Source organism: Curtobacterium sp. PvP017 (assembly GCF_054060195.1).
Window position 1 is genome coordinate 108,912 of sequence record NZ_JBSSCY010000007.1, and the last position, 18,498, is coordinate 127,409.

Annotated in this window: 17 protein-coding genes; 9 read left to right on the forward strand and 8 right to left on the reverse strand. The window is 72.2% G+C overall.

Features of this window, described 5'->3' with window-relative positions; translation table 11 throughout:
* Positions 1-54 precede the first annotated feature (54 nt).
* Positions 55-630 (forward strand): gamma-glutamylcyclotransferase family protein, encoded by a 576-nt coding sequence (locus ACVKXF_RS14310; protein ID WP_260233164.1) that lies wholly within the window; start codon positions 55-57, stop codon positions 628-630.
* On the opposite strand, the gene ACVKXF_RS14315 is transcribed toward ACVKXF_RS14310, so the two are convergent.
* The 4 genes from ACVKXF_RS14315 to rimK are packed head-to-tail and all read right to left on the reverse strand — an operon-like array spanning position 606 to position 6,659.
* A complete protein-coding gene (locus tag ACVKXF_RS14315; RefSeq protein WP_456796119.1) occupies positions 606-1,613 on the reverse strand; it encodes an NAD-dependent epimerase/dehydratase family protein in 1,008 nt (335 codons plus the stop codon). The two genes, ACVKXF_RS14310 and ACVKXF_RS14315, sit on opposite strands and share 25 nt — an antisense overlap.
* On the reverse strand, positions 1,610-4,324 hold the full coding sequence (locus ACVKXF_RS14320) for an alpha/beta fold hydrolase (protein ID WP_456796120.1): 2,715 nt from the start codon (positions 4,322-4,324) through the stop codon (positions 1,610-1,612). The genes ACVKXF_RS14315 and ACVKXF_RS14320 overlap by 4 nt, the downstream gene beginning before the upstream one ends.
* Positions 4,321-5,427, reverse strand: a complete 1,107-nt coding sequence (locus ACVKXF_RS14325; RefSeq protein ID WP_123314289.1) for a 3-oxoacyl-ACP synthase III — start codon at positions 5,425-5,427, stop codon at positions 4,321-4,323. Before ACVKXF_RS14325 ends, ACVKXF_RS14320 begins: the two co-directional genes overlap by 4 nt.
* Positions 5,428-5,480: 53 nt before the next feature.
* Complete coding sequence (rimK, locus tag ACVKXF_RS14330) at positions 5,481-6,659, reverse strand: 30S ribosomal protein S6--L-glutamate ligase (RefSeq protein WP_123314388.1); 1,179 nt, start codon at positions 6,657-6,659, stop codon at positions 5,481-5,483.
* 87 nt (positions 6,660-6,746) lie between these two features.
* Between rimK and ACVKXF_RS14335 the strand changes: the two genes are divergently transcribed.
* Positions 6,747-7,229: an ATP-dependent zinc protease family protein gene (locus ACVKXF_RS14335; protein ID WP_123314290.1), complete on the forward strand. Its 483-nt coding sequence runs from the start codon at positions 6,747-6,749 to the stop codon at positions 7,227-7,229.
* 118 nt (positions 7,230-7,347) lie between these two features.
* Here ACVKXF_RS14335 and ACVKXF_RS14340 read toward each other — a convergent pair whose 3' ends face one another.
* Complete coding sequence (locus ACVKXF_RS14340; RefSeq protein ID WP_456796121.1) at positions 7,348-8,241, reverse strand: alpha/beta hydrolase; 894 nt, start codon at positions 8,239-8,241, stop codon at positions 7,348-7,350.
* Positions 8,242-8,358: 117 nt separating this feature from the next.
* Positions 8,359-8,919, reverse strand: coding sequence for a TetR/AcrR family transcriptional regulator (locus tag ACVKXF_RS14345; protein ID WP_123314292.1), 561 nt, complete (start codon positions 8,917-8,919; stop codon positions 8,359-8,361).
* Positions 8,920-8,972: 53 nt separating this feature from the next.
* Between ACVKXF_RS14345 and ACVKXF_RS14350 the strand changes: the two genes are divergently transcribed.
* Positions 8,973-10,199, forward strand: coding sequence for an MFS transporter (locus ACVKXF_RS14350; RefSeq protein ID WP_456796122.1), 1,227 nt, complete (start codon positions 8,973-8,975; stop codon positions 10,197-10,199).
* Here ACVKXF_RS14350 and ACVKXF_RS14355 read toward each other — a convergent pair.
* Entirely contained in the window at positions 10,105-10,443 is a 339-nt protein-coding gene (locus ACVKXF_RS14355) for a YciI family protein (protein WP_123314294.1), read from the reverse strand. The two genes, ACVKXF_RS14350 and ACVKXF_RS14355, sit on opposite strands and share 95 nt — an antisense overlap.
* Positions 10,444-10,508: 65 nt before the next feature.
* On the opposite strand from ACVKXF_RS14355, the gene ACVKXF_RS14360 reads away from it, so the two are divergent.
* The 4 genes from ACVKXF_RS14360 to ACVKXF_RS14375 all read left to right on the forward strand — a co-directional run bounded on the left by ACVKXF_RS14360 (position 10,509) and on the right by ACVKXF_RS14375 (position 14,755).
* On the forward strand, positions 10,509-11,783 hold the full coding sequence (locus tag ACVKXF_RS14360; RefSeq protein WP_456796123.1) for a sensor histidine kinase: 1,275 nt from the start codon (positions 10,509-10,511) through the stop codon (positions 11,781-11,783).
* The gene (locus ACVKXF_RS14365) at positions 11,765-12,463 is read left to right on the forward strand and encodes a response regulator (protein ID WP_456796124.1); all 699 of its coding nucleotides are present in this window, start codon (positions 11,765-11,767) and stop codon (positions 12,461-12,463) included. The genes ACVKXF_RS14360 and ACVKXF_RS14365 overlap by 19 nt, the downstream gene beginning before the upstream one ends.
* A gap of 337 nt (positions 12,464-12,800) precedes the next feature.
* Positions 12,801-13,682 carry an ABC transporter ATP-binding protein gene (locus tag ACVKXF_RS14370; RefSeq protein ID WP_456796125.1) on the forward strand — a complete coding sequence of 294 codons (882 nt, stop codon included), beginning with the start codon at positions 12,801-12,803 and terminating at the stop codon, positions 13,680-13,682.
* Positions 13,679-14,755, forward strand: a complete 1,077-nt coding sequence (locus tag ACVKXF_RS14375) for an ABC transporter permease (protein WP_456796126.1) — start codon at positions 13,679-13,681, stop codon at positions 14,753-14,755. Before ACVKXF_RS14370 ends, ACVKXF_RS14375 begins: the two co-directional genes overlap by 4 nt.
* 75 nt (positions 14,756-14,830) lie before the next feature.
* On the opposite strand, the gene ACVKXF_RS14380 is transcribed toward ACVKXF_RS14375, so the two are convergent.
* Entirely contained in the window at positions 14,831-15,847 is a 1,017-nt protein-coding gene (locus ACVKXF_RS14380; protein ID WP_456796127.1) for a LacI family DNA-binding transcriptional regulator, read from the reverse strand.
* A 123-nt stretch (positions 15,848-15,970) separates the two neighbouring features.
* Here ACVKXF_RS14380 and ACVKXF_RS14385 point away from each other — a divergent pair, with 123 nt between their 5' ends.
* Both ACVKXF_RS14385 and ACVKXF_RS14390 read left to right on the forward strand, forming a co-directional pair.
* A complete protein-coding gene (locus ACVKXF_RS14385; RefSeq protein ID WP_456796128.1) occupies positions 15,971-17,398 on the forward strand; it encodes a sugar porter family MFS transporter in 1,428 nt (475 codons plus the stop codon).
* Positions 17,399-17,422: 24 nt separating this feature from the next.
* Positions 17,423-18,484 carry a Gfo/Idh/MocA family oxidoreductase gene (locus tag ACVKXF_RS14390; protein ID WP_456796129.1) on the forward strand — a complete coding sequence of 354 codons (1,062 nt, stop codon included), beginning with the start codon at positions 17,423-17,425 and terminating at the stop codon, positions 18,482-18,484.
* Positions 18,485-18,498: the final 14 nt, after the last annotated feature.

The following is an 18,498-nucleotide window of genomic DNA, read 5'->3' on the forward strand; positions in this document are numbered from 1 at the left end:
ACCTGCGCCGATCGGCGCGCGTGATCCGGGCCTCGCGTCCGCTACCCTCGCGACGTGAAGCGTCTCTCCCCCGGCCAGCGCTGGGTCATCGGTCTTGGCGCGTTCGCGCTCGTCTGTCTCGTCGTCGGCATCATCGCGATCGCCGTCGGCGCCGGTTGGGGGATCCTCCTCGTCGTCGTCGGGCTGCTCCACCTCGGACTGACCGGGGTCGCGGGCGCGCTCGTCTGGACCTCGACCCCGACGATCGCTCCCCGGCCCATCAGGCGCCCGACGCCGCGTCCGGGTGAGACGCACCGGGTGTTCTCGTACGGCACGCTGCGGCAGCCGCTCGTGCAGGAGTCACTGTTCGGCGACCACGTGCCCACCACCCCGGACACGCTGCCCGGCTGGAGGCTCGACTGGGTGGCGATCACCGACCCCGAGGTCGTCCGGACCAGCGGTTCGGACCTGCACCCGATCCTCCGCCGCGGCACTGCGGACGACGTCGTCGAGGGGTCGACCCTGACCCTCGGCTACGAGTGGCAGCTCCGCGCGGTCGACGGCTACGAGGTCGCGGACTACCAGCGCATCCGGGTCGAGCTCACCTCGGGCCTGTCGGCCTGGGTCTACGTGGCGGCCGACGAGGTCTGAGCCGCCGCCGAGACTCGGGCCGCGTCCGCCAGGCGCGCGAGGCCCTCGTCGATCGACACCGAAGGCGCCCACTGCAGGTCGGCACGGGTGCGGCGCTGATCGAACCAGTGCGCCGTCGAGAGCTGCTCGGCGAGGAACCGGGTCATCGGCGGCTCGTCCTGCCCCGGACGCACCCGCCACACGGCCTCGACCAGGGACCCCGCAACCCGTGCTACCGCTGCTGGCAGGTGCCACCGCGGTGCTGCGACGCCCGAGGCCGCACAGATCCCGGCGAGCAGGTCCGCGACGGGCCGGGGCTCGCCGTTCGTCACGACGTAGGCGTTGCCGTGCACGTCGTCGTCCGCCGCGTGCTCGAGCGCCGCGACCATGGCCGAGGCGGCGTTGTCGACGTAGAGGGTGTCGATCAGGGCGGCCCCGGAGTCGAGCAGCGGGAGCCGTCCGGCCCGTGCCCGCTCGACGATGCGGCCGATCAGCTGCGTGTCCCCCGGCCCCCACACCAGGTGCGGCCGGACGGCGACGACGGCGAACTCGGGAGCGTCGGCGTCGAGCGCGAGCAGTTCGGCCGCGGCCTTCGTGCGGGCGTAGTCGCCACGCGCACGCGAGGGTTCGGCGACGCCCGCTCCGGCGCCGACCAGCGACGACCCGGTGTGCGCGACCGACGGTGACGACACGAACACGAACCGCCGGGCACCGGCACGGCGTGCGGCGTCGACGAGCGCTCGGGTGCCGTCGACGTTAACGCGAGCGAAGTCGGCAGGGTCACCGGCCAGGGAGACCTTGGCGGCGAGGTGCACGACGGCGTCGACCCCCTCGACCGCACGGGCCACCGCAGCGTGGTCGGTCATCGTGCCGGCGACGTCCTGCACGCCCGCGACCCCAGAGGGCCGCCGCTGGAACGTGCGGACCTCGTGCCCGGCGTCGCGCACGGCTGCGGCGGTGGCCTGCCCGAGGAACCCGCTGGCCCCGGTCACCAGCACCTTCACGGCCGCGTCATCCGTCCACCGGACAGCACCGCGGTCGCCCAGCGGGACAGCCGGGTGCGGTCGACCTTCGAGTTGTGCCGGATGTCCGTCGGCAGCACCGGCACGGTCAGCACCGCGGCGATGGGGACCCCGGCAGCGGCCCGGACCGACGCGGCCAACGCCGGCGACGCCAGGGCGGGACGACTGGCCTGCCGTCCGCTCGTGGTCTCGACCACGGCGACGACCTGCTGCGTTCCGCGCGGGCCGATCCCTGCGACGCCGGCACGACCGACCCCGGGTACGCCCTCGATGCGCTGCTCCGGTCCGACCGGGGTGACGACGCCGTCGGGGGTGGTGAGCACGTGCTGCATCCGCCCCTCGACCCAGAGGCGCCCGGAGGCGTCCAGGTGTCCGACGTCGCCGGTGCGGTGGCCGCGCGGGTCCTCGACGCCGAGTCGCGCGACCCGGTTCGTCCGCCACAGCCGGTCGTAGTGGTCGCGCACGTGCGGTGCTGCGACGACGATCTCGCCGGTGACGCCCGCCGAGTCGGTCAGCGCCCCGGTCGCGGCACCCGAGGCGTCGAGCGGCGCGATCCGCACCCGGACGTTCGCCGCCGGAGCGCCGACGCAGATGCCCTCGTCGTCCGAGGCCGCAGCGGAACGGACGCCGTCCAGGTCGACGTCGGTCATGAGCAGTCCCTCGGTCATGCCGTAGGGGGTGTGCGCGCTCGCGTTCGGCATCAGCTCCGTCGCCGCGGTGAGCAGCGCGGCGGACACCGGGGCACCCGCCGACAGGAACAGCCGGACGCGTGCGAGCGCTGCACGGTCGGCACCGTCCAGCGCCGACGCCGTCGCCACGACGTTCGCCAGTGCCGCTGGTGACAGGAACACCACGGTCGCGTCGGCCGCGGCCACCGAGGCCGCCACGGCACGGGCCGTCAGGGTGCGGGGCGCGGTGACGTCCATGTCCGGAGCCACCGACCGCGCCCCGAGGGCGGGACCGAGCAGGGCGAAGGGCGCGAAGCCCGCGACGAGCCCGGTGCCGACACCGATGTCGTACTGGGTCGCCAGGACGTCGCGGACGGCTCCGAGCTGTCCGTGCGTGTACACGACGCCCTTCGCCGGACCGGTCGACCCGGAGGTGAACAGGATCGCTGCCGGAGCGTCGGACGTCGGCACCGTGGGGAGCGACGTCCCGTGGGCGAGTCGACGGGCGCCGCGCCGGGCGACGTCGACCAGCGTGTGCTCCACGCGCAGGGCACGCCGAGCGGGGGCGGGCAGCGGGACGGTCGCGATCCGCCGACCCGGCCAGCCGAGCGCACGGGCGGCTCCGAGTCCGGGCAGCGCGCCGATGATCCAGTCGGGCCGGGCCCCGCGCACCGCGCGGGTCAGGCCGCGCAGGCCCAGCCCGGCATCCGCCACGACGACGACCGCGCCGATCCGGACACAGGCGTACAGCACGGCGGTCAGGTCGGCGCCGGGGGTGACGAGGAGCGAGACACGGTCGCCGCTCCGGACACCAAGGTCGTCCAACCCGGCGGCGATCTCGTCCACCCGACGTGCGAGCAGGCGCCACGTGATCGTGCGGGGCCCGCCGGCAGCGGCCATCTCGACCAGCGCGGGTTCGTCGCTGTCACGCAGGTCGTCGAGCGCGGCGCCGAGCGGGCGGCTCACGTCCGCGCGCTGGTCGGGAGCGGACGGGAGGCCCGGGGTGGCGTCGTCGGGGACGCTCCCGCCCGACAGGCGGTCGCCGATCCAGTCGAACACCGCGCCCGCCACGTCGGCGTCGTCGGGCAGCAGGTGGCCGGCACCCTCGAAGCGGTGCACGTCGGCGTGCGGCAGCCGCTCGGACAGGTCGTCGAGGTAGCGCTCGAGGAACACGGGGTCGCGCGGGCCCCAGAGCAGCAGCGCCGGCACGTCGAGCGCCGCCACACCCGCGGCGATGCGGTCGAGCTCGGGCGCGCTCCGGTGGCGGGCGTCGACGGGGATGTCCGCGACGAATCCCCCGATGCCGCCGCGTCGGGCGGCACCGCGGTAGGGCGCACGGTAGCCGTCGGCCACGGCACGCTCGAGCTTCGGGTGCGCGATGCCGAGCGTCGTCTCGAGGAACGCCGGCGTCACGACGGTCGCTCGGCCGAGCAGCCCCGGGCCCAGGGCGAGCCGCAGCGGCGCGGGGATCGGGGCGTCGTCGGGCTGGTGCACGGCGGTGTTGCACGTCATGACGGCGGCCAGGACGTCGGGGTGGTCGACCGCCCACCCGAGCGACACCACGCCGCCCCAGTCGTGGCCGAGGGTGACGACCGGGCCGGTCAGTCCGAGTTCGTCGGTCAGGGCACCGAGGTCCGCGACGCGCTGCGGCAGCCCCCGTTCGACGCCGGTGCGCTCCGAGAAGCCCATGTCGAGCTGGTCGACGGCGACCACGCGCCACGCCGGGCCACCGGCGCGGGCGACCTCGAGCGAGGTGCGGAGCACCGACCGCCACAGGTACGACCACGTCGGGTTGCCGTGCACGCACAGGATGGTGCCGACCGGCTCCACGCCGAGCGCGGCCAGAGACCCGGCCGTGTCGAGGAGGTGCCAGGTGCGCGCGGCGCGATCCGTTCCTCCCGTCCGATCCCCGGACCACGCGGGAACCGTCACCAGGCGCGACCACGCCGGGTCGAGACCGGGCAGGGAGGGCGGCTGCGTCGCCGGAGCCGTGCTCGCGGCGACGCGGGGAAGCCGGGACCTCACCAGTGCAGTTCCATCATCGCCGTGTTGATGCCGGAGCCGACCCCGCCCAGGAACACGCGGTCGCCGCGGCGGATGCCGCCGGACTCGACCTCGTCTGCCAGGGTGATCGGGATCGACGCCGGACCGACGTTGCCGAACCGCTGGTAGGTGGTGGGGACCTTGTCGCGCGGGATGCCGATGGCCTCGACGAACGCGTTGGTGTGCACGTCGGAGACCTGGTGCAGGACGTAGCGGTCCATGTTCGCCCAGTCGAAGTGGGCGCGGGCCTCGGTCCACGCGGCGACGACGAGCTCCATGCCGCCCTTGAGCAGCATCTTGGCGTCCGTGAACATGCCGTCCACGCTGCCGACGCACAGGTCGTACCACTGGGTCGCGGCGCGGGTGACGCCGCCGACGATCCGGTGGCCCTCGGGGTGCAGGTCCGCCGGGCCGAGCACGGCGGCCGCGGCGCCGGACCCGAGGGTCAGGCTGGCGAACTCGCTCATGAAGTCCTTGCGGTTCCGTCCGCCCTGGTTCAGACGGTCGATGGTGTTGAGCTGCACCTGGTCGGCGTCCTCGCCGTCGACGACGAGCGCGTACTTGATCTGACCGGAGTCGATCATGCCCGCCGCGACGCTCATGGCGTTGACGAAGCCCAGGCACGCGTTCGCGATGTCGAAGTTGATGGCGGACGACGGCAGGCCGAGCCCGTGGTGCAGGCGCACGGCGACCGACGGCTCGAGGTGCGGACGGGTCACCGAGGTGTTGATGAGCAGCCCGATCTCGTCGGGACGCACACCCGCCTCGGCCATCGCACGACGACCGGCGTCGATGGCGGCGTCTTGGAAGGTCTGGCCCTCGCCCCAGTTGCGACGCTCGATCACACCGGCGACGCGCTCGAGCAGGCCCATCGGCAGACGGAGTCGACGGAGCACGCCGCGGAGCCGGGCCTCGATGTCAGCAGAGGTCGTCACGCGTTCGGCGGTGGTCGTCGCCACGGACAGCAGCGAGACGTTGTGGTGCTTCGCCGTGGCGTTGCCGGGCTGCTCGGGTTCACTGCTCGCCGCCCGCTGCCCGTTCGCTGCCTGGTCGACCGGCCGTTCCGTCATGATCGTCACCGACACATACTTCCTCATTTCGCCTGTGTGTGCAGTCCGGCTCGGCTGGACGCGCGGTGTCAGGCGTCCTTCGGGAGCTTCCGGATCGTGCTCCGACGGCGTCGACGATCCGGCACCATCGAGCGCATCTCCTCGAGCTTGCCGAAGCAGAGCAGCCGGTCACTTGCCTGCAGCGTCACCCCACTGCGCGGGTTCGGGATGACGGTCGCGCCCCGGTGCAGGGTCAGCACGGTGATGTCCCGGTCCCAGAGCCCGGACTCCTTGATCGTCTTCCCGACCAGGTCGGCGTTGGTGTGCACGAGCAGCTCGGCGACGCCGTAGCCGGTCGAGACGCTGAGCCGCTGGCGCACGTCGATCTCCGGGAAGGCGACCTGGTTGCCGATGAAGTCGATGATCGCGCCGGCGACGTCGAGGCCCGTCGCACGCTCGACGCCCTCGAGCCCCGGTGACGAGTTGACCTCCATCACCAGTGGGCCGTCGTTGCCCTCGAGCATGTCGACGCCGGCGACCTTGAGGCCCATGATCTGCGCCGACCGGACAGCCACCGCTTCGTACTCGGGCGACAGCGTGACCTTCTCGACCGTGCCGCCGCGGTGCACGTTGGACCGGAACTCGTCCCCCGACGCCGTCCTGCGCATCGCGGCCACGACCCGGTCGCCGACGACGAGCGCGCGGATGTCGCGGCCACGGCTCTCCGAGATGAACGACTGGATCAGGACGTTCTGCTTCGTCGAGTGCAGGGTCTCGACGATGGACTCGGCGACCTTCTCCTCCGGCGCCAAAATCACCCCGATGCCCTGCGTGCCCTCGAGCAGCTTGATGACGACCGGAGCGCCGCCGACCCGCTCGATCGCGCCGCGGACGTCGGCCCGGCTGTTCACGAACGTCGTCGCGGGCATGCCGATGTGGTGCCGGGACAGGATCTGGTTCGCCCGGAGCTTGTCCCGTGAGTTCGTGATGCCCGTCGCGGTGTTCGGCGTGTAGACGTCCATCTGCTCGAACTGCCGCACGACCGCGGTGCCGTAGTAGGTGATCGAGTTGCCGATCCGGGGCAGGACGGCGTCGTAGTCGGACAGGAGCTTGCCGCGGTAGAGCAGGTCCGGGTCCTCGCCGGACAGGTCGATCGCGAAGCGCAGGGTGTTCAGCACCTTGACCTCGTGACCGCGGTCCAGCGCTGCCGCACGGAGGCGTTGGGTGGAGTACGCCTGCGGGGCGCGCGACAGGATGGCGAGTTTCATCGAGGGGTTCTCCGCGGGGTCGGATCGACGGCGACGGTCCATCAAAGCACGCGGACACTGCCGTCGGGCGTACGACAAGATGGGGCCATGGCGCGTGCTCCGAAGTCCCCCGACGGCGGGCTCGTCGTCGCCGGCTGGCGCGAGTGGGCCGGCCTGCCGGACCTCGGGCTGCCGTGGATCAAGGTCAAGCTCGACACCGGTGCGCGGAGCTCGGCGCTGCACGCGTTCGACCTCGAGGAACTGCCCGGCGACCGGGTGCGGTTCTCGGTGCACCCCTGGCAGGACACCGATGCCGACGCCGTCACGATCGAGTGCGCCGTGCACGACCGGCGCGTCATCCGCAGCTCGACCGGGCACACCCAGGAACGCATCGTCGTGCTCACCACGATCACCCTGGCGGGGCGTGCCGTCGAGTCCGAGGTCACCCTGAGCAACCGTGACCAGATGGGGTTCCGGATGCTCGTCGGACGAGAGGCCCTGCGACAGGGGTTCCTCGTCGACCCTGCGAGGTCCTTCATGGCCGGTCGGGCTCCGAAGGAGATCCGGCGCCGGAACCGCGGGCGCGCCTGAGCGCTCCTCGTCACGTTCCGCGTGCCGTGGTCGCGACCGGTCGACGGACGGGAGGCCCGGTGCGGGGCCGCCACGGGCCTCCCGTCCGTCTCGACGCGCGTCCAGGGCGCGACTCGGGTCAGCGACCGAGGTGGCGAGCGAGGAACGCGAGCTGCTGCGGCGCGAGGCGCCGCCAATAGCCGTGGGTGTGCGCGCCAGGTTCGAAGCCCCCCGCCGGTGGCGCGTCGAACCCGTCGACGTAGGTGTGGACCGCCGGCGCGAACCCGTCGCCGTTGCCGCAGTCGACGCGCACCGCGACCCCGTCGAGCGCGCGCTGCCGACCGAGGACGGTGTTCGCGCGGAAGTCGGCCGCGTCGTCGAAGGCGCCGCGCGCGGTGTCCGCTGCTGACGTCCAGAGTGCGGGGCTGATCGCCGACACCGCGCGGACGCGGGATGCACCGAGCACCCCGCCGAGCCGGAGGGCACCGAACCCGCCCATCGAGTACCCGGTCAGCGCGAGCCGGTCGGTGTCGAACCCGCGCCGTGCGATCCGAGGCAGGAACTCGTCGACGACCATCGCTGCAGGGTCGTCCCCGTCCGACCGGTGGTGCCAGTACCGGTTGCCGCCGTCGATCGAGGCGATCGCGAAGGGCGCCCCACCGTCCGAGATGTGCGCCGCGAGGAACCGGTCCCAGCCGAGCTCCCGCCCGAAGAACGACGCGTGGTCGTCGCCGTAGCCGTGCAGCGCGACGGCGACGGGCAACGGGGTGTCCGACGCCGGGGCGGCGATGGTCCAGCCGACCGTGCGCCCCTTCCTGGACGCCGACACGAAGGTGCCGGAGACCGAGGGGACCGGGTCGACGTCGGGGATCGTGCCGTCGGCACCGTTGAGCCCGAGCACGCGGTACATCGTCGACCGCCCCGGGAGCAGGTCGAGGTTGACCGCCTCTGCGGTTGCACCAGCGGCGACGACGCCGATGCCACCGATCAGCAGCGACCGCCGGGTGATCGTCGACGCACGCGAACGGGTCATCCGAGGGGCACCGTTCCATCAGAGGTCACGCGCTGCATCACGAGGGTCGAGGAGGGTCGCTGCACACCGGGCAGGGTACCGAGCGTGGTGTCGGAGAAACCCGGGGCCGACGAGCGGTCAGGCGGCTTCGACGAGCGCTGCGGCGACCGCGCGCGCCGTGGCCGTGCCGACCGACGGGTCGCGCAGGCGCATCGCGAGGTACCCCGAGACGACGAGCAGCAGTTGGTCGGCGAGGGCACCGGCACGATCGCCGACGACGGGCGCGGCCCGTGCGGTGAGCCGGGTGCGGAGCGCGCCGGTCTCGCGGTCGAGCACCGCGTGCACCTCGGCAGGGGCGTCCGCGTACTCGGCAGCGGTCCCGAGGAAGGCGCACCAGCGTGAGCCGGCGGCGGTGGTCCGGTAGTCATCGAGTGCGTCGAACACCGCGAGCAGGCGGCCACGGTCGTCCGGAGCGGCTTCGACCGCACGGTCCCACGTCGCGAGCCAGTCGTCGTGCCGGCGCTCGAGTGCTGCAGCGACCAGGGCCTCCTTGCTCGCGTACCCGCGGTAGAGCGTGGCGCTCGAGATCCCGGCGCGGTCGAGCACGGCGTCGATCGGGGTCGCAGCGATGCCCTGCGTGAAGAAGAGTTCCTCGGCTGCGTCGAGCAGCTTCTGCTCGGTTCCTGGACGCATCGCCATGGAAGCACCCTAGGCTCTCAAAAGTGAAACGATCGTTTTCGTTACGACAGTGGGTGTTCCTCGGGAGTGGGGTGGCCCTGATCGCCGCGACGTACGGGCTGGTCCGCCTGGCGTTCGGTCTCTTCCTGCCCGACGTCGAACGTGACCTCGGGCTGCGTCCGGACGCCGCCGGGTGGGTCTCCTCGGGCGCCTCGGCGATGTACTGCGTCGGCGCGGTGGTCGGGTTCCTGGTCGCCGCGCGGGTCCCCCGAGTGCTCGTCACCGCGGCGTCCGGGTTCGCCGGGGTCGGCGCGCTCGCGATGGCGACGGCACCGGGGCCGTGGACCTTCGGGATCGCCGCGGTGCTCGCCTCGACCGGAGCCGGGCTCGCGTCACCGGCCCTCGTGCAGCTCGTGTCGCACACGGTGCCGGAGTCCGTGCAGGGAACGGCGCAGGCGGTCGTCAACTCGGGGACCGGCCCGGGGCTCGTCGCCGCCGGCGCGCTCGCGCTCGTGCTGCTGCCGGACTGGCGGACGGCCTGGGCGTGGTCCGGGGTGTTCGCCCTCGTCGTCGGCGTCGTGCTGCTGCTCGTGTCGCGCGGGAGCGGGTCCGGCAACGACCGGGCCGCCGCACCGGGGACCGCGTGGCTCGCGGCGCACCGTCGGGTCCTGACGCTCGCACTGCTCTTCGGCGCCGGGTCGGCGGTCGTGTGGACGTACGGTCGGTCGGCGCTGGTCGACGCCGGCGCGCCGGCCGTGGTGTCCGTGTCGGCGTGGATCGCGCTCGGCGTCGGCGGCGCCGCGGTCGCCGTGACGGCACGGTGGACGAGCGGACTCCGCGCGCGGGTGCTCTGGGCGGTGACCGCGGGCGCCGTGGCGGTGGCCGTCGTCGCACTCGGGCTCGCGCCGCAGGCCACGGCGGTGGCGATGCTGGCCTGCGCGGTGTTCGGCTGGGGCTACACGGCCGCGACCGGCGCATTGATCGCCTGGACGACCGAACTCGACGCTGCGCGGTCGTCGGCGGGGACGTCCATGCTCTTCGTCGCACTCGTGCTCGGGCAGGCCGTCGGAGCGGCGGCGTCGGGCGCGCTCGTCGGTGTGTCGGGCTACGCGGCGACGTTCGTGGTCGGTGCGGTCGTCACCGCGGCGAGCGCCGTACCCGCCGTGGTCGGCAGGCGCGGAGGCCCTCCGCACGGTGACGCCGCCGTCACAGGAGTGGACGCAGCTCGATCTTCCGGTTGCACGCCTGCGACGCCTCGTGCGCCACACGGAGCGCCGTCTCGGCATCCGGCAGCTCCATGACCCAGAACCCCGCGACGAACTCGGAGCTGTCGGCCACCAGCCCTGGCGTGGTGTCCGAGCCACCGCCACGGGCGTCGACGACGATGCCGTCGGCGGGGGCGGACACCCCGGCGGCGAACACGACGGCGTCCCCCAGGCGTTCGTTCAGGACATCGACCGCGGTGGCCTCGGCCTGGGTGGCGGACTCCGTCCGACCGGCAGCGTCGGCCTGCCCGTCGTCGATGACGTTGACGAGGAACTGCATGGTGACTCCCCTGCTCGTTGGCCGGAGGCTACTCCCGCCCGGAACCACCCGCTAGCGTTCTCTGCATGGGGACGACGGCGGAGTGGTCACGGCTGCCCGTGGGGCGCCGTGAGCACCGGCAGGACGCCGTGCTCGCACTGGTGCTCGCCGCCGGTCTGGCCGTCACCACGGTCCTGTACGGGTCGGCCGGGACCTACGGCGACGACCAGGCGGCCTGGTGGGTGTCCGCCCTGATGATCGTCGCGAACGCCGCCCCGATCGTGTTCCGGCGCCGGTTCCCGATGTCGGCCGCCGTGGTGTCCGCGCTGGCGTTCGCGGCCACGCAGCTGCTGCAGGTGCCCGAGGTGTTCCTGGTCAACTTCACCCTGTTCATCTCGCTGTACTCCGTCGGCGCGTGGTGCTCCGACCGGGTGCGGGCCGAGGCGGTCCGGTGGGTCGTCATCGGCGGGATGTTCGCGTGGCTGTTCATCGCGATCTCGTTCGGCTGGGCGGTGCCGAACGCGCTGCCGAACGACGAGGGTTCCCTCATCCCGCCGTACATCGCCTACTCGCTCCTGAACATCGTGATCAACGTCATCTACTTCGGTGCCGCCTGGTACGCGGGCAACCGGGCGTGGGCCTCGGCCGTGGCCCGGCACCAGCTCGACGAACGCACCGCGGAGCTCGCGGCCGAACGGGAGCGCAGCGCTGCCCAGGCCGTCACCATCGAGCGGGTCCGGATCGCCCGCGAGCTGCACGACGTCGTCGCCCACCACGTGTCCCTGATGGGTGTGCAAGCCGGCGCTGCCCGACGCGTCATCGACCGCGATCCCGCGCAGGCGACGGCGTCGCTCGGCGTGGTCGAGGAGAGTGCGCGCACGGCCGTCGAGGAGCTGCGGCGGATGCTCGGCACCCTGCGGTCGGTCGACGAACCGAGCGCCGGGAACCCCGGTGTCGGGGACGGTCCGAGCACCGAGGGCATCGCGCGCATCGGTGAGCTCGCCGAGTCGGCCCGGGTCGCCGGGCATCCGACCGAGTACGTGGTCGTGGGCGACGAGCGTCCGGTGCCCCCGACGGTCGCCGCCGTCGCGTACCGGATCGTGCAGGAGGCCGTGACGAACGTCCTCAAGCACGCCGGCCCCACCGCCCGCGCCGACGTCCGGGTGCGGTACCTGGACGACGGCCTCGAGGTCGAGGTCACCGACGACGGCCACGGCGGCCGCGCGGTGCGGAACCCGTCGGGCAGCGGCCTCGGGCACGTCGGCATGCGGGAGCGCGTCGCGGCCGTGGACGGACGGATCGAGATCGGGCCACGCGCCCGGGGAGGCTACCTGGTGCGGGCATGGCTGCCGACGACGTGAACGAGACGACCGACCTGACGATCGTGCTCGCGGACGACCAGGAGCTGGTCCGGGCCGGGTTCCGCGTGATCCTGGAGTCCGAGCCGGGGTTCCGGGTGGTCGGCGAGGCCCCCGACGGTGCCCGTGCGGTCGAGGCCGTCCGGATCCTGCGCCCGGACGTGGTGTGCCTCGACGTGCAGATGCCCGGCGTCGACGGGCTCGAGGCGGCGCGGCGGATCGCAGCGTTGCCGGACCCGCCGGCGGTGCTCATCCTGACGACGTTCGACAGCGACGACGCGCTGTTCCAAGCGCTCGAGGCGGGTGCGAGCGGCTTCCTGCTGAAGAACGCCTCCCCCGAACGACTGATCGACGCCGTCCGGACCGTCGCCGCCGGGGACGCCCTGCTCGCGCCCGACGTCACGCGGCGGGTGATCAGCCGGGCGACGGCGGCGCCGGTGTCGAGCGGCCGCGCCTCCGACCGGTCCGGCGACGCCGCCCTCGCATCCGCCGGGCTCACCGAGCGCGAGACCGAGGTGCTCCGGCTGCTCGCCCGGGGGCTCAGCAACGCCGAGATCGCCGCCGAACTGTACGTCGGTGACGCCACCGTGAAGACCCACGTGTCGAACGTGCTGCAGAAGCTCGCGCTGCGGGATCGCATCCAGGCGGTCGTCTGGGCGTTCGAGCACCGCGTCGCCGGCTGACCGACACCGACCGATCCAGCACCGGCCGAACAACCCAGCACCGTGCCGAGCTCGCGGACCACGCTCGCACCGTGCGCCCTCGTTCAACCCGTGCAGCGTTGACCGCACCGTGCCCCGCCACGACCACGCACCGAGCAACCAAAGCCCCACGGGCCGAACAACCCCGCACCGTGCCGGTCGCCGCACACCGCGCGGCACCACGCGACGACCCCGCCCCCTCCCCCGTGCGGTGGAGCCGCCCACCCGCCGAAGTCCCGCCGGACGGCGGAGGCGACCCGTGCCTCCTGGCCAATAGCGTCGACGCAGGCGGCGCAGGCCGTCGCGAGAGGGGTACGACATGCTCACCATCGAAGGGGTGACGAAGCACTTCGGCGACCGCCGGGTGCTCGACGACGTGGGGTTCACGGTCGGCGACGGCCGCCTCACCGGGTTCGTCGGCGGCAACGGCGCCGGCAAGACGACCACCATGCGCATCATGCTCGGTGTGCTCCAGGCCGATGCCGGCTCGGTCTCGATCGACGGCACCGAGGTCCGGCCCGCCGACCGCCGCCGGTTCGGCTACATGCCGGAGGAACGCGGCCTCTACCCGAAGATGCCGGTGGCCGAGCAGATCACCTACCTGGCCCGGTTGCACGGCGTGGACAAGCGCGCAGCGACCACGCGCACCACCGAGTTGCTCGAACGGCTCGAACTGACCGGCCACGCCGACGACGCCGTCGAGAAGCTGTCGCTCGGCAACCAGCAGCGGGTGCAGATCGCCGCGGCCCTCGCGCACGACCCCGAGGTGCTGGTGCTCGACGAGCCGTTCTCGGGCCTCGACCCGATGGCGGTCGACACGGTGCTCGGTGTCCTGCGCGAGACCGCGGCCCGGGGCGTCCCGGTGCTGTTCTCGAGCCACCAGCTGGACGTCGTCGAGCGGCTCTGCGACGACGTCGTCGTGATCGCGGGCGGCACCATCCGCGCTGCCGGCCCGCAGGACGAACTCCGCAAGCAGGCCGGCCCCGCCGCCTGGGAGCTGCTCGTCGACGGTGACGTCGCCTGGCTCCGCGACGAGCCCGGCGTGACGGTGCGCGAGTTCGACGGCGGCTACGCCGTCTTCGAAGCCGAGCCGTCCACCGCCCAACACGTCCTGCAGCGGGCCGTGCAGCACGGCACCGTCGGCTCGTTCGCCCCGCGGGTCCCGCGGCTCAGCGAGGTCTTCCGGGAGGTCATCCGATGAACGACTCCTTCGTGCAGGCCGTGCGGCTCGTCTCCGCACGCGAGATCCAGGCACGCATCCGCAGCAAGGCCTTCGTGGTCTCCGCCCTCATCCTGATCGGCATGGTCGTCGCGTCCATCGTGGTCGGCGGCATCGTCGGGAAGGCCACCGCCGACGACACCACGCCGGTCGCGGTCGTCGACGGCGTCTCGCTACCGACCACCACGGGCCTCGACGTCACGGACTCCACCTCGGTGGCGGACGCCGAACGGCTCGTGCAGAACGGCGACGTCGACGCGGCGATCGTGCCGTCCGACGACCCGCTCGGGTACAAGGTCGTCGGCCTCGACGAGGCACCGACCGACGTCGTCTCCGCGTTGAGCGTCACACCGCGGATCGAACTGCTCGACCCGGACGCGCTGCCCGGCGGACTCGTCTACCTCATCGCCATCGCGTTCGGCGTCGTGTACTTCGCCTCGGCCGTGACGTTCGGACAGTCGATCGCGCAGAGCGTGGTCGAGGAGAAGTCGACCAGGGTCGTCGAGATCCTGATGTCCGCGATCTCGGCCAGGGCGCTGCTCGCCGGCAAGGTCCTCGGCAACAGCGTCATGGCGTTCGCGCAGATCGTCGCCGTGGCCGTCGCCGCGGTCGTCACCCTGGCGGTCACCGGGCAGGACAACATGTTCTCGATGCTCGGCCCGAGCATCCTCTGGTTCGTCGGGTTCTTCGCCGTCGGCTTCGTACTCATCGCCTCGCTGTTCGCCGCGGCGGCCGTGCTGGTGTCGCGTCAGGAGGACGTCGGCAGCGTCACCACCCCGGTGATGATGCTCGTGATGATCCCGTACATCCTGATCATCGTCGCGTACAACAACCCGACGGTGCTCGGCATCATGTCGTACGTCCCGTTCAGCGCTCCGATCGGCATGCCGATGCGGATCTTCCTGGGTACGGCCGAGTGGTGGGAGCCGATCCTGTCGCTCCTGATCGTGGTCGCCGCGGTGGTCGTGGTCGTGCTCGTCGGCGCTCGCGTCTACGAGAACGCGCTGCTGCGGACGGGCAGTCGCGTGAAGCTGACGGAGGCGCTGCGCGGCTGACGCCGCCGACCCCGCAGGTCGGACGGGAGGCCCGGATCACGTGAGCAGGTCGGCTCACGTGGTCCGGGCCTCCCGTCATCGATCCGCTGGTCGCGCCGTGCTGCGCCGCTCCACCAGCCGGGGGGCGGTGCGGACCTCGAGCGCGGGGGCATCCGGTTCATCGACCCGTTGCACCACGGCGTCGACAGCACGGCGAGCGAGTTCGCCCGGATCGTGGCGCACGGTGGTGAGGTCGACGTACGGCAGGCTCGCCACCGAACTGTCGTCGATCCCGACCACGGACACGTCCTCCGGTACCGACACCCCGGTCCGGACGAGGGTCGCGATGAGGCCGACGGCCGCGCGGTCGTTCCCGGCGACGATGCCGGTCGGCAGCCGTTCCCGAGCCAGGAGCACCTGCGCAGCAGCCGATCCCGCTGCTTCGGAGAAGGCGCTCTCGACCACGTCGGGTGTCAGGCCGCACTCGGTCATCGCCTGCTCGTACGCCCGCCGTCGTTCGTCGGCGTTCGGCCCGTGACCGCCCGAGACGTGCGCGACGTCGCGATGCCCGAGCCCCACCAGGTGCTGGACGGCGAGGCGCATGGTGGCCACCTCGTCGACCCGCACGTCATCCGCTCCGCCTGAACGAGGGCCACCGACGGTGACGACCGGGATCCTCGGCGGGAGCTCGTCGATGGCTGCCACGCCTCCGTCGGCAGCCAGGACGAGCAACGCTTCGATGCGGTGGCCGAGCAGCTCCCGGAGCACCGCCGTGTGCGGACGCCGATCGCTCAGGGGCCCGAGGACGAGGGTGAACCCTGCGTCGGCCCCGGCATCGAGCAACGCTTCGACGAGGTCCACCTCGTACGGCTCACGCATCGAGAACACCACGCCGATCTGGTGACTCCGACTCCCCCGCAGGAGGCGCGCCGACGCATCGGGGTGGTACCCGAGGTCCTCGGCGACCGCGAGGACCCGAGCGCGCGTCGTGGCACTCGCACCCGGCAGGTCACGGAAGACGAGCGAGACGAGCTGGCGCGAGACCCCCGCGGCCTCGGCGACGTCCCGCATCGTCGGGCGACTCGTCGAGTGTTCTCCTGCTGGTCGGGGCACGGTGCCATCGTCCCATGCCCGACGCGGTCCGAGTCGATTCCCGAGCGGTACTGGCACGAGACAATAGAACGTGCTAGTCATTGTATGTCCTGACATTCAGATCGTGAACGACAAAGGAGTCTCATGGCCTCGACAAGCGCGCGCCCTGCGCAGCTGCCACCGCTCACCACGGGGGCGCACTCGCGCCGGCTCGGCCTGGTGGCGATCATCGCGACACTCGGTGGCCTGCTGTTCGGCTACGACACCGGCGTCATCAACGGCGCCCTCGAACCGATGTCCCGCGACCTCGGACTCACCGCACTCAGCGAGGGTGTGGTGACCTCGTCACTGCTCTTCGGCGCCGCTGCCGGCGCCCTCGCCTGCGGCCGACTGTCGGACGCCTGGGGACGGCGGCGGACCATCATCCTGCTGGCCGTGATGTTCGTGGTCGGAGCTGCGTTCGCGGTCGTCGCGCCGGGACTCGGGCTGCTCGTCGTCGGGCGCAGCATCCTCGGGCTGGCGGTCGGCGGCGCATCGGTCGTCGTCCCGGTGTACCTGTCAGAGCTGGCACCGTACGAGATCCGCGGCAAGATCGCGGGTCGGAACGAGTTGATGATCGTCGTCGGTCAGCTGGCGGCGTTCGTCGTCAACGCCGTCATCGGCACCGTCTGGGGAGACGTGACGGGTATCTGGCGGGTGATGCTCGCCGTCGCCGCGATCCCCGGGCTCGTACTGCTGATCGGGATGCTCCGGATGCCGGAGTCGCCGCGCTGGCTGCTGTCGAAGCGCAAGCGCGCGGAGGCGCTCCGGGTCCTGTCGACGATCCGGTCCACCGAGCGTGCAGCGGCGGAACTGGCCGAGATCGAGGCACTGACGCACGACGAGACGACGCGGCCTCGTGCATCGCTCCGGTCCCTCCGGGACAAGTGGGTGTTCCGGATCCTGCTGATCGGCATCGGCATCAGCCTCGGCCAGCAGCTCACCGGGATCAACTCGATCATGTACTACGGCCAGTCCGTGCTCACCGAGGCCGGCTTCACCCACAACGCCGCACTCGTCGCGAACATCGCGCCGGGCGTCATCGCGGTGATCGGCGGCCTCATCGGCTTGCGGCTGATGCAGGTGATCAACCGCCGGACGACCCTGCTGCTCGGGTTCTCGCTGACCACCACGATGCACTTCCTGATCGGCATCGCGTCCATCGCGCTGCCGGTCGGGAACGAGGCGCGACCGTACGTCATCCTGACCCTCGTGGTGCTGTTCGTCGGCTCGATGCAGACGTTCCTCAACATCGCGATCTGGGTGATGCTGGCCGAGATCTTCCCCCTGTTCATCCGCGGCCTGGCGATCGGCATCTCGGTGTTCTGGGGCTGGATCGCCAACGCGTTCCTCGGCCTCTTCTTCCCCACCCTCGTGCAGGGGCTCGGGATCTCCGGGACCTTCTTCCTGTTCGGCGGCATCGGCGTGCTCGCCATCGTCTTCATCGCCACGCAGGTCCCCGAGACCCGCGGACGCACCCTCGAGAACATCGAAGAGGGCGTCACCACCGGTTCCATCTACATCGTCAAGTAGCCCATCGAAGTGCTGGAGGCACCCATGACCAACTCCACGACCACCACGACCACCATGACCACCACGACCAGGCCGGTCCGGCTCGGCCTCGTCGGCTCCGGCTGGATCGGCGCATTCCACGCGCAGAGCATCGCGCTCCGGGTACCCGGCGCGGAACTCGTCGCCGTCGCCGACCCCGTCCCCGGAGCTGCAGAACGCGTCGCCGACCCGCTCGGGGTGCCACGGACGTACCTGGATGCAACCGACCTGTTCGCCGACCCCGACGTCGACGGTGTCGTCGTCTCGTCGCCCGCCTTCACCCACACCGACCTCGTCGTCGCCGCGGCGGAGGCCGGGAAGGCGGTGTTCGTCGAGAAGCCGATGGCATTGACGCTCGAGGACGCGGACCGGGCCATCTCCGCCGCCGACGCAGCCGGGGTACCGCTGCAGGTCGGGTTCAACCGCCGGTTCGCAACCGACTTCGCAGCCGCTCACCGGCTCGTCCGGGGCGGCAGGGTCGGGACGCCGCAGCTGTTGCGCTCGCTGACGCGCGACCCCGCACTGTCGAACCCGAGCGGGATCAAGCCGTGGACCATCTTCAACGAGACCCTGATCCACGACTTCGACACCCTCAACTGGTTCAACGCCGACGCGACCCCCGTCGAGGTCGTCGCGATGGCGGACGCGCTGGTGGCACCGGAGTTCAAGGACGGCGGGCTGCTCGACACCGCGGTCGTCACGATCCGGTACGACAACGGTGCCCTCGCCGTCGCAGAGGCCAACTTCCAGGCCTCCTACGGCTACGACGTTCGTGGCGAGGTCTTCGGATCGGCCGGGATGGTCACCGCGGGCGACGTCCGCGCGACGACGACGCGGTACTTCGGCGCCGAGGGCGAGGCCGCCGAGACCACCCGGTTGAACATCGACCTCTTCCACCAGGCCTACACCGACGAACTGCTGTCCTTCGTCGACGCGGTCCGTTCCGGCGAGGTCACCGGCGCCCGCGGCGAGGACGCCCGCGCAGCCCTCGTCCTCGCGCTCGCGGCCCGCGCGTCGATCGAGCGGGGAAGCGTCGTCCAGCTCACGTCGGGCGGACACGTCGCGTGAGCGTCGCGTCGAAC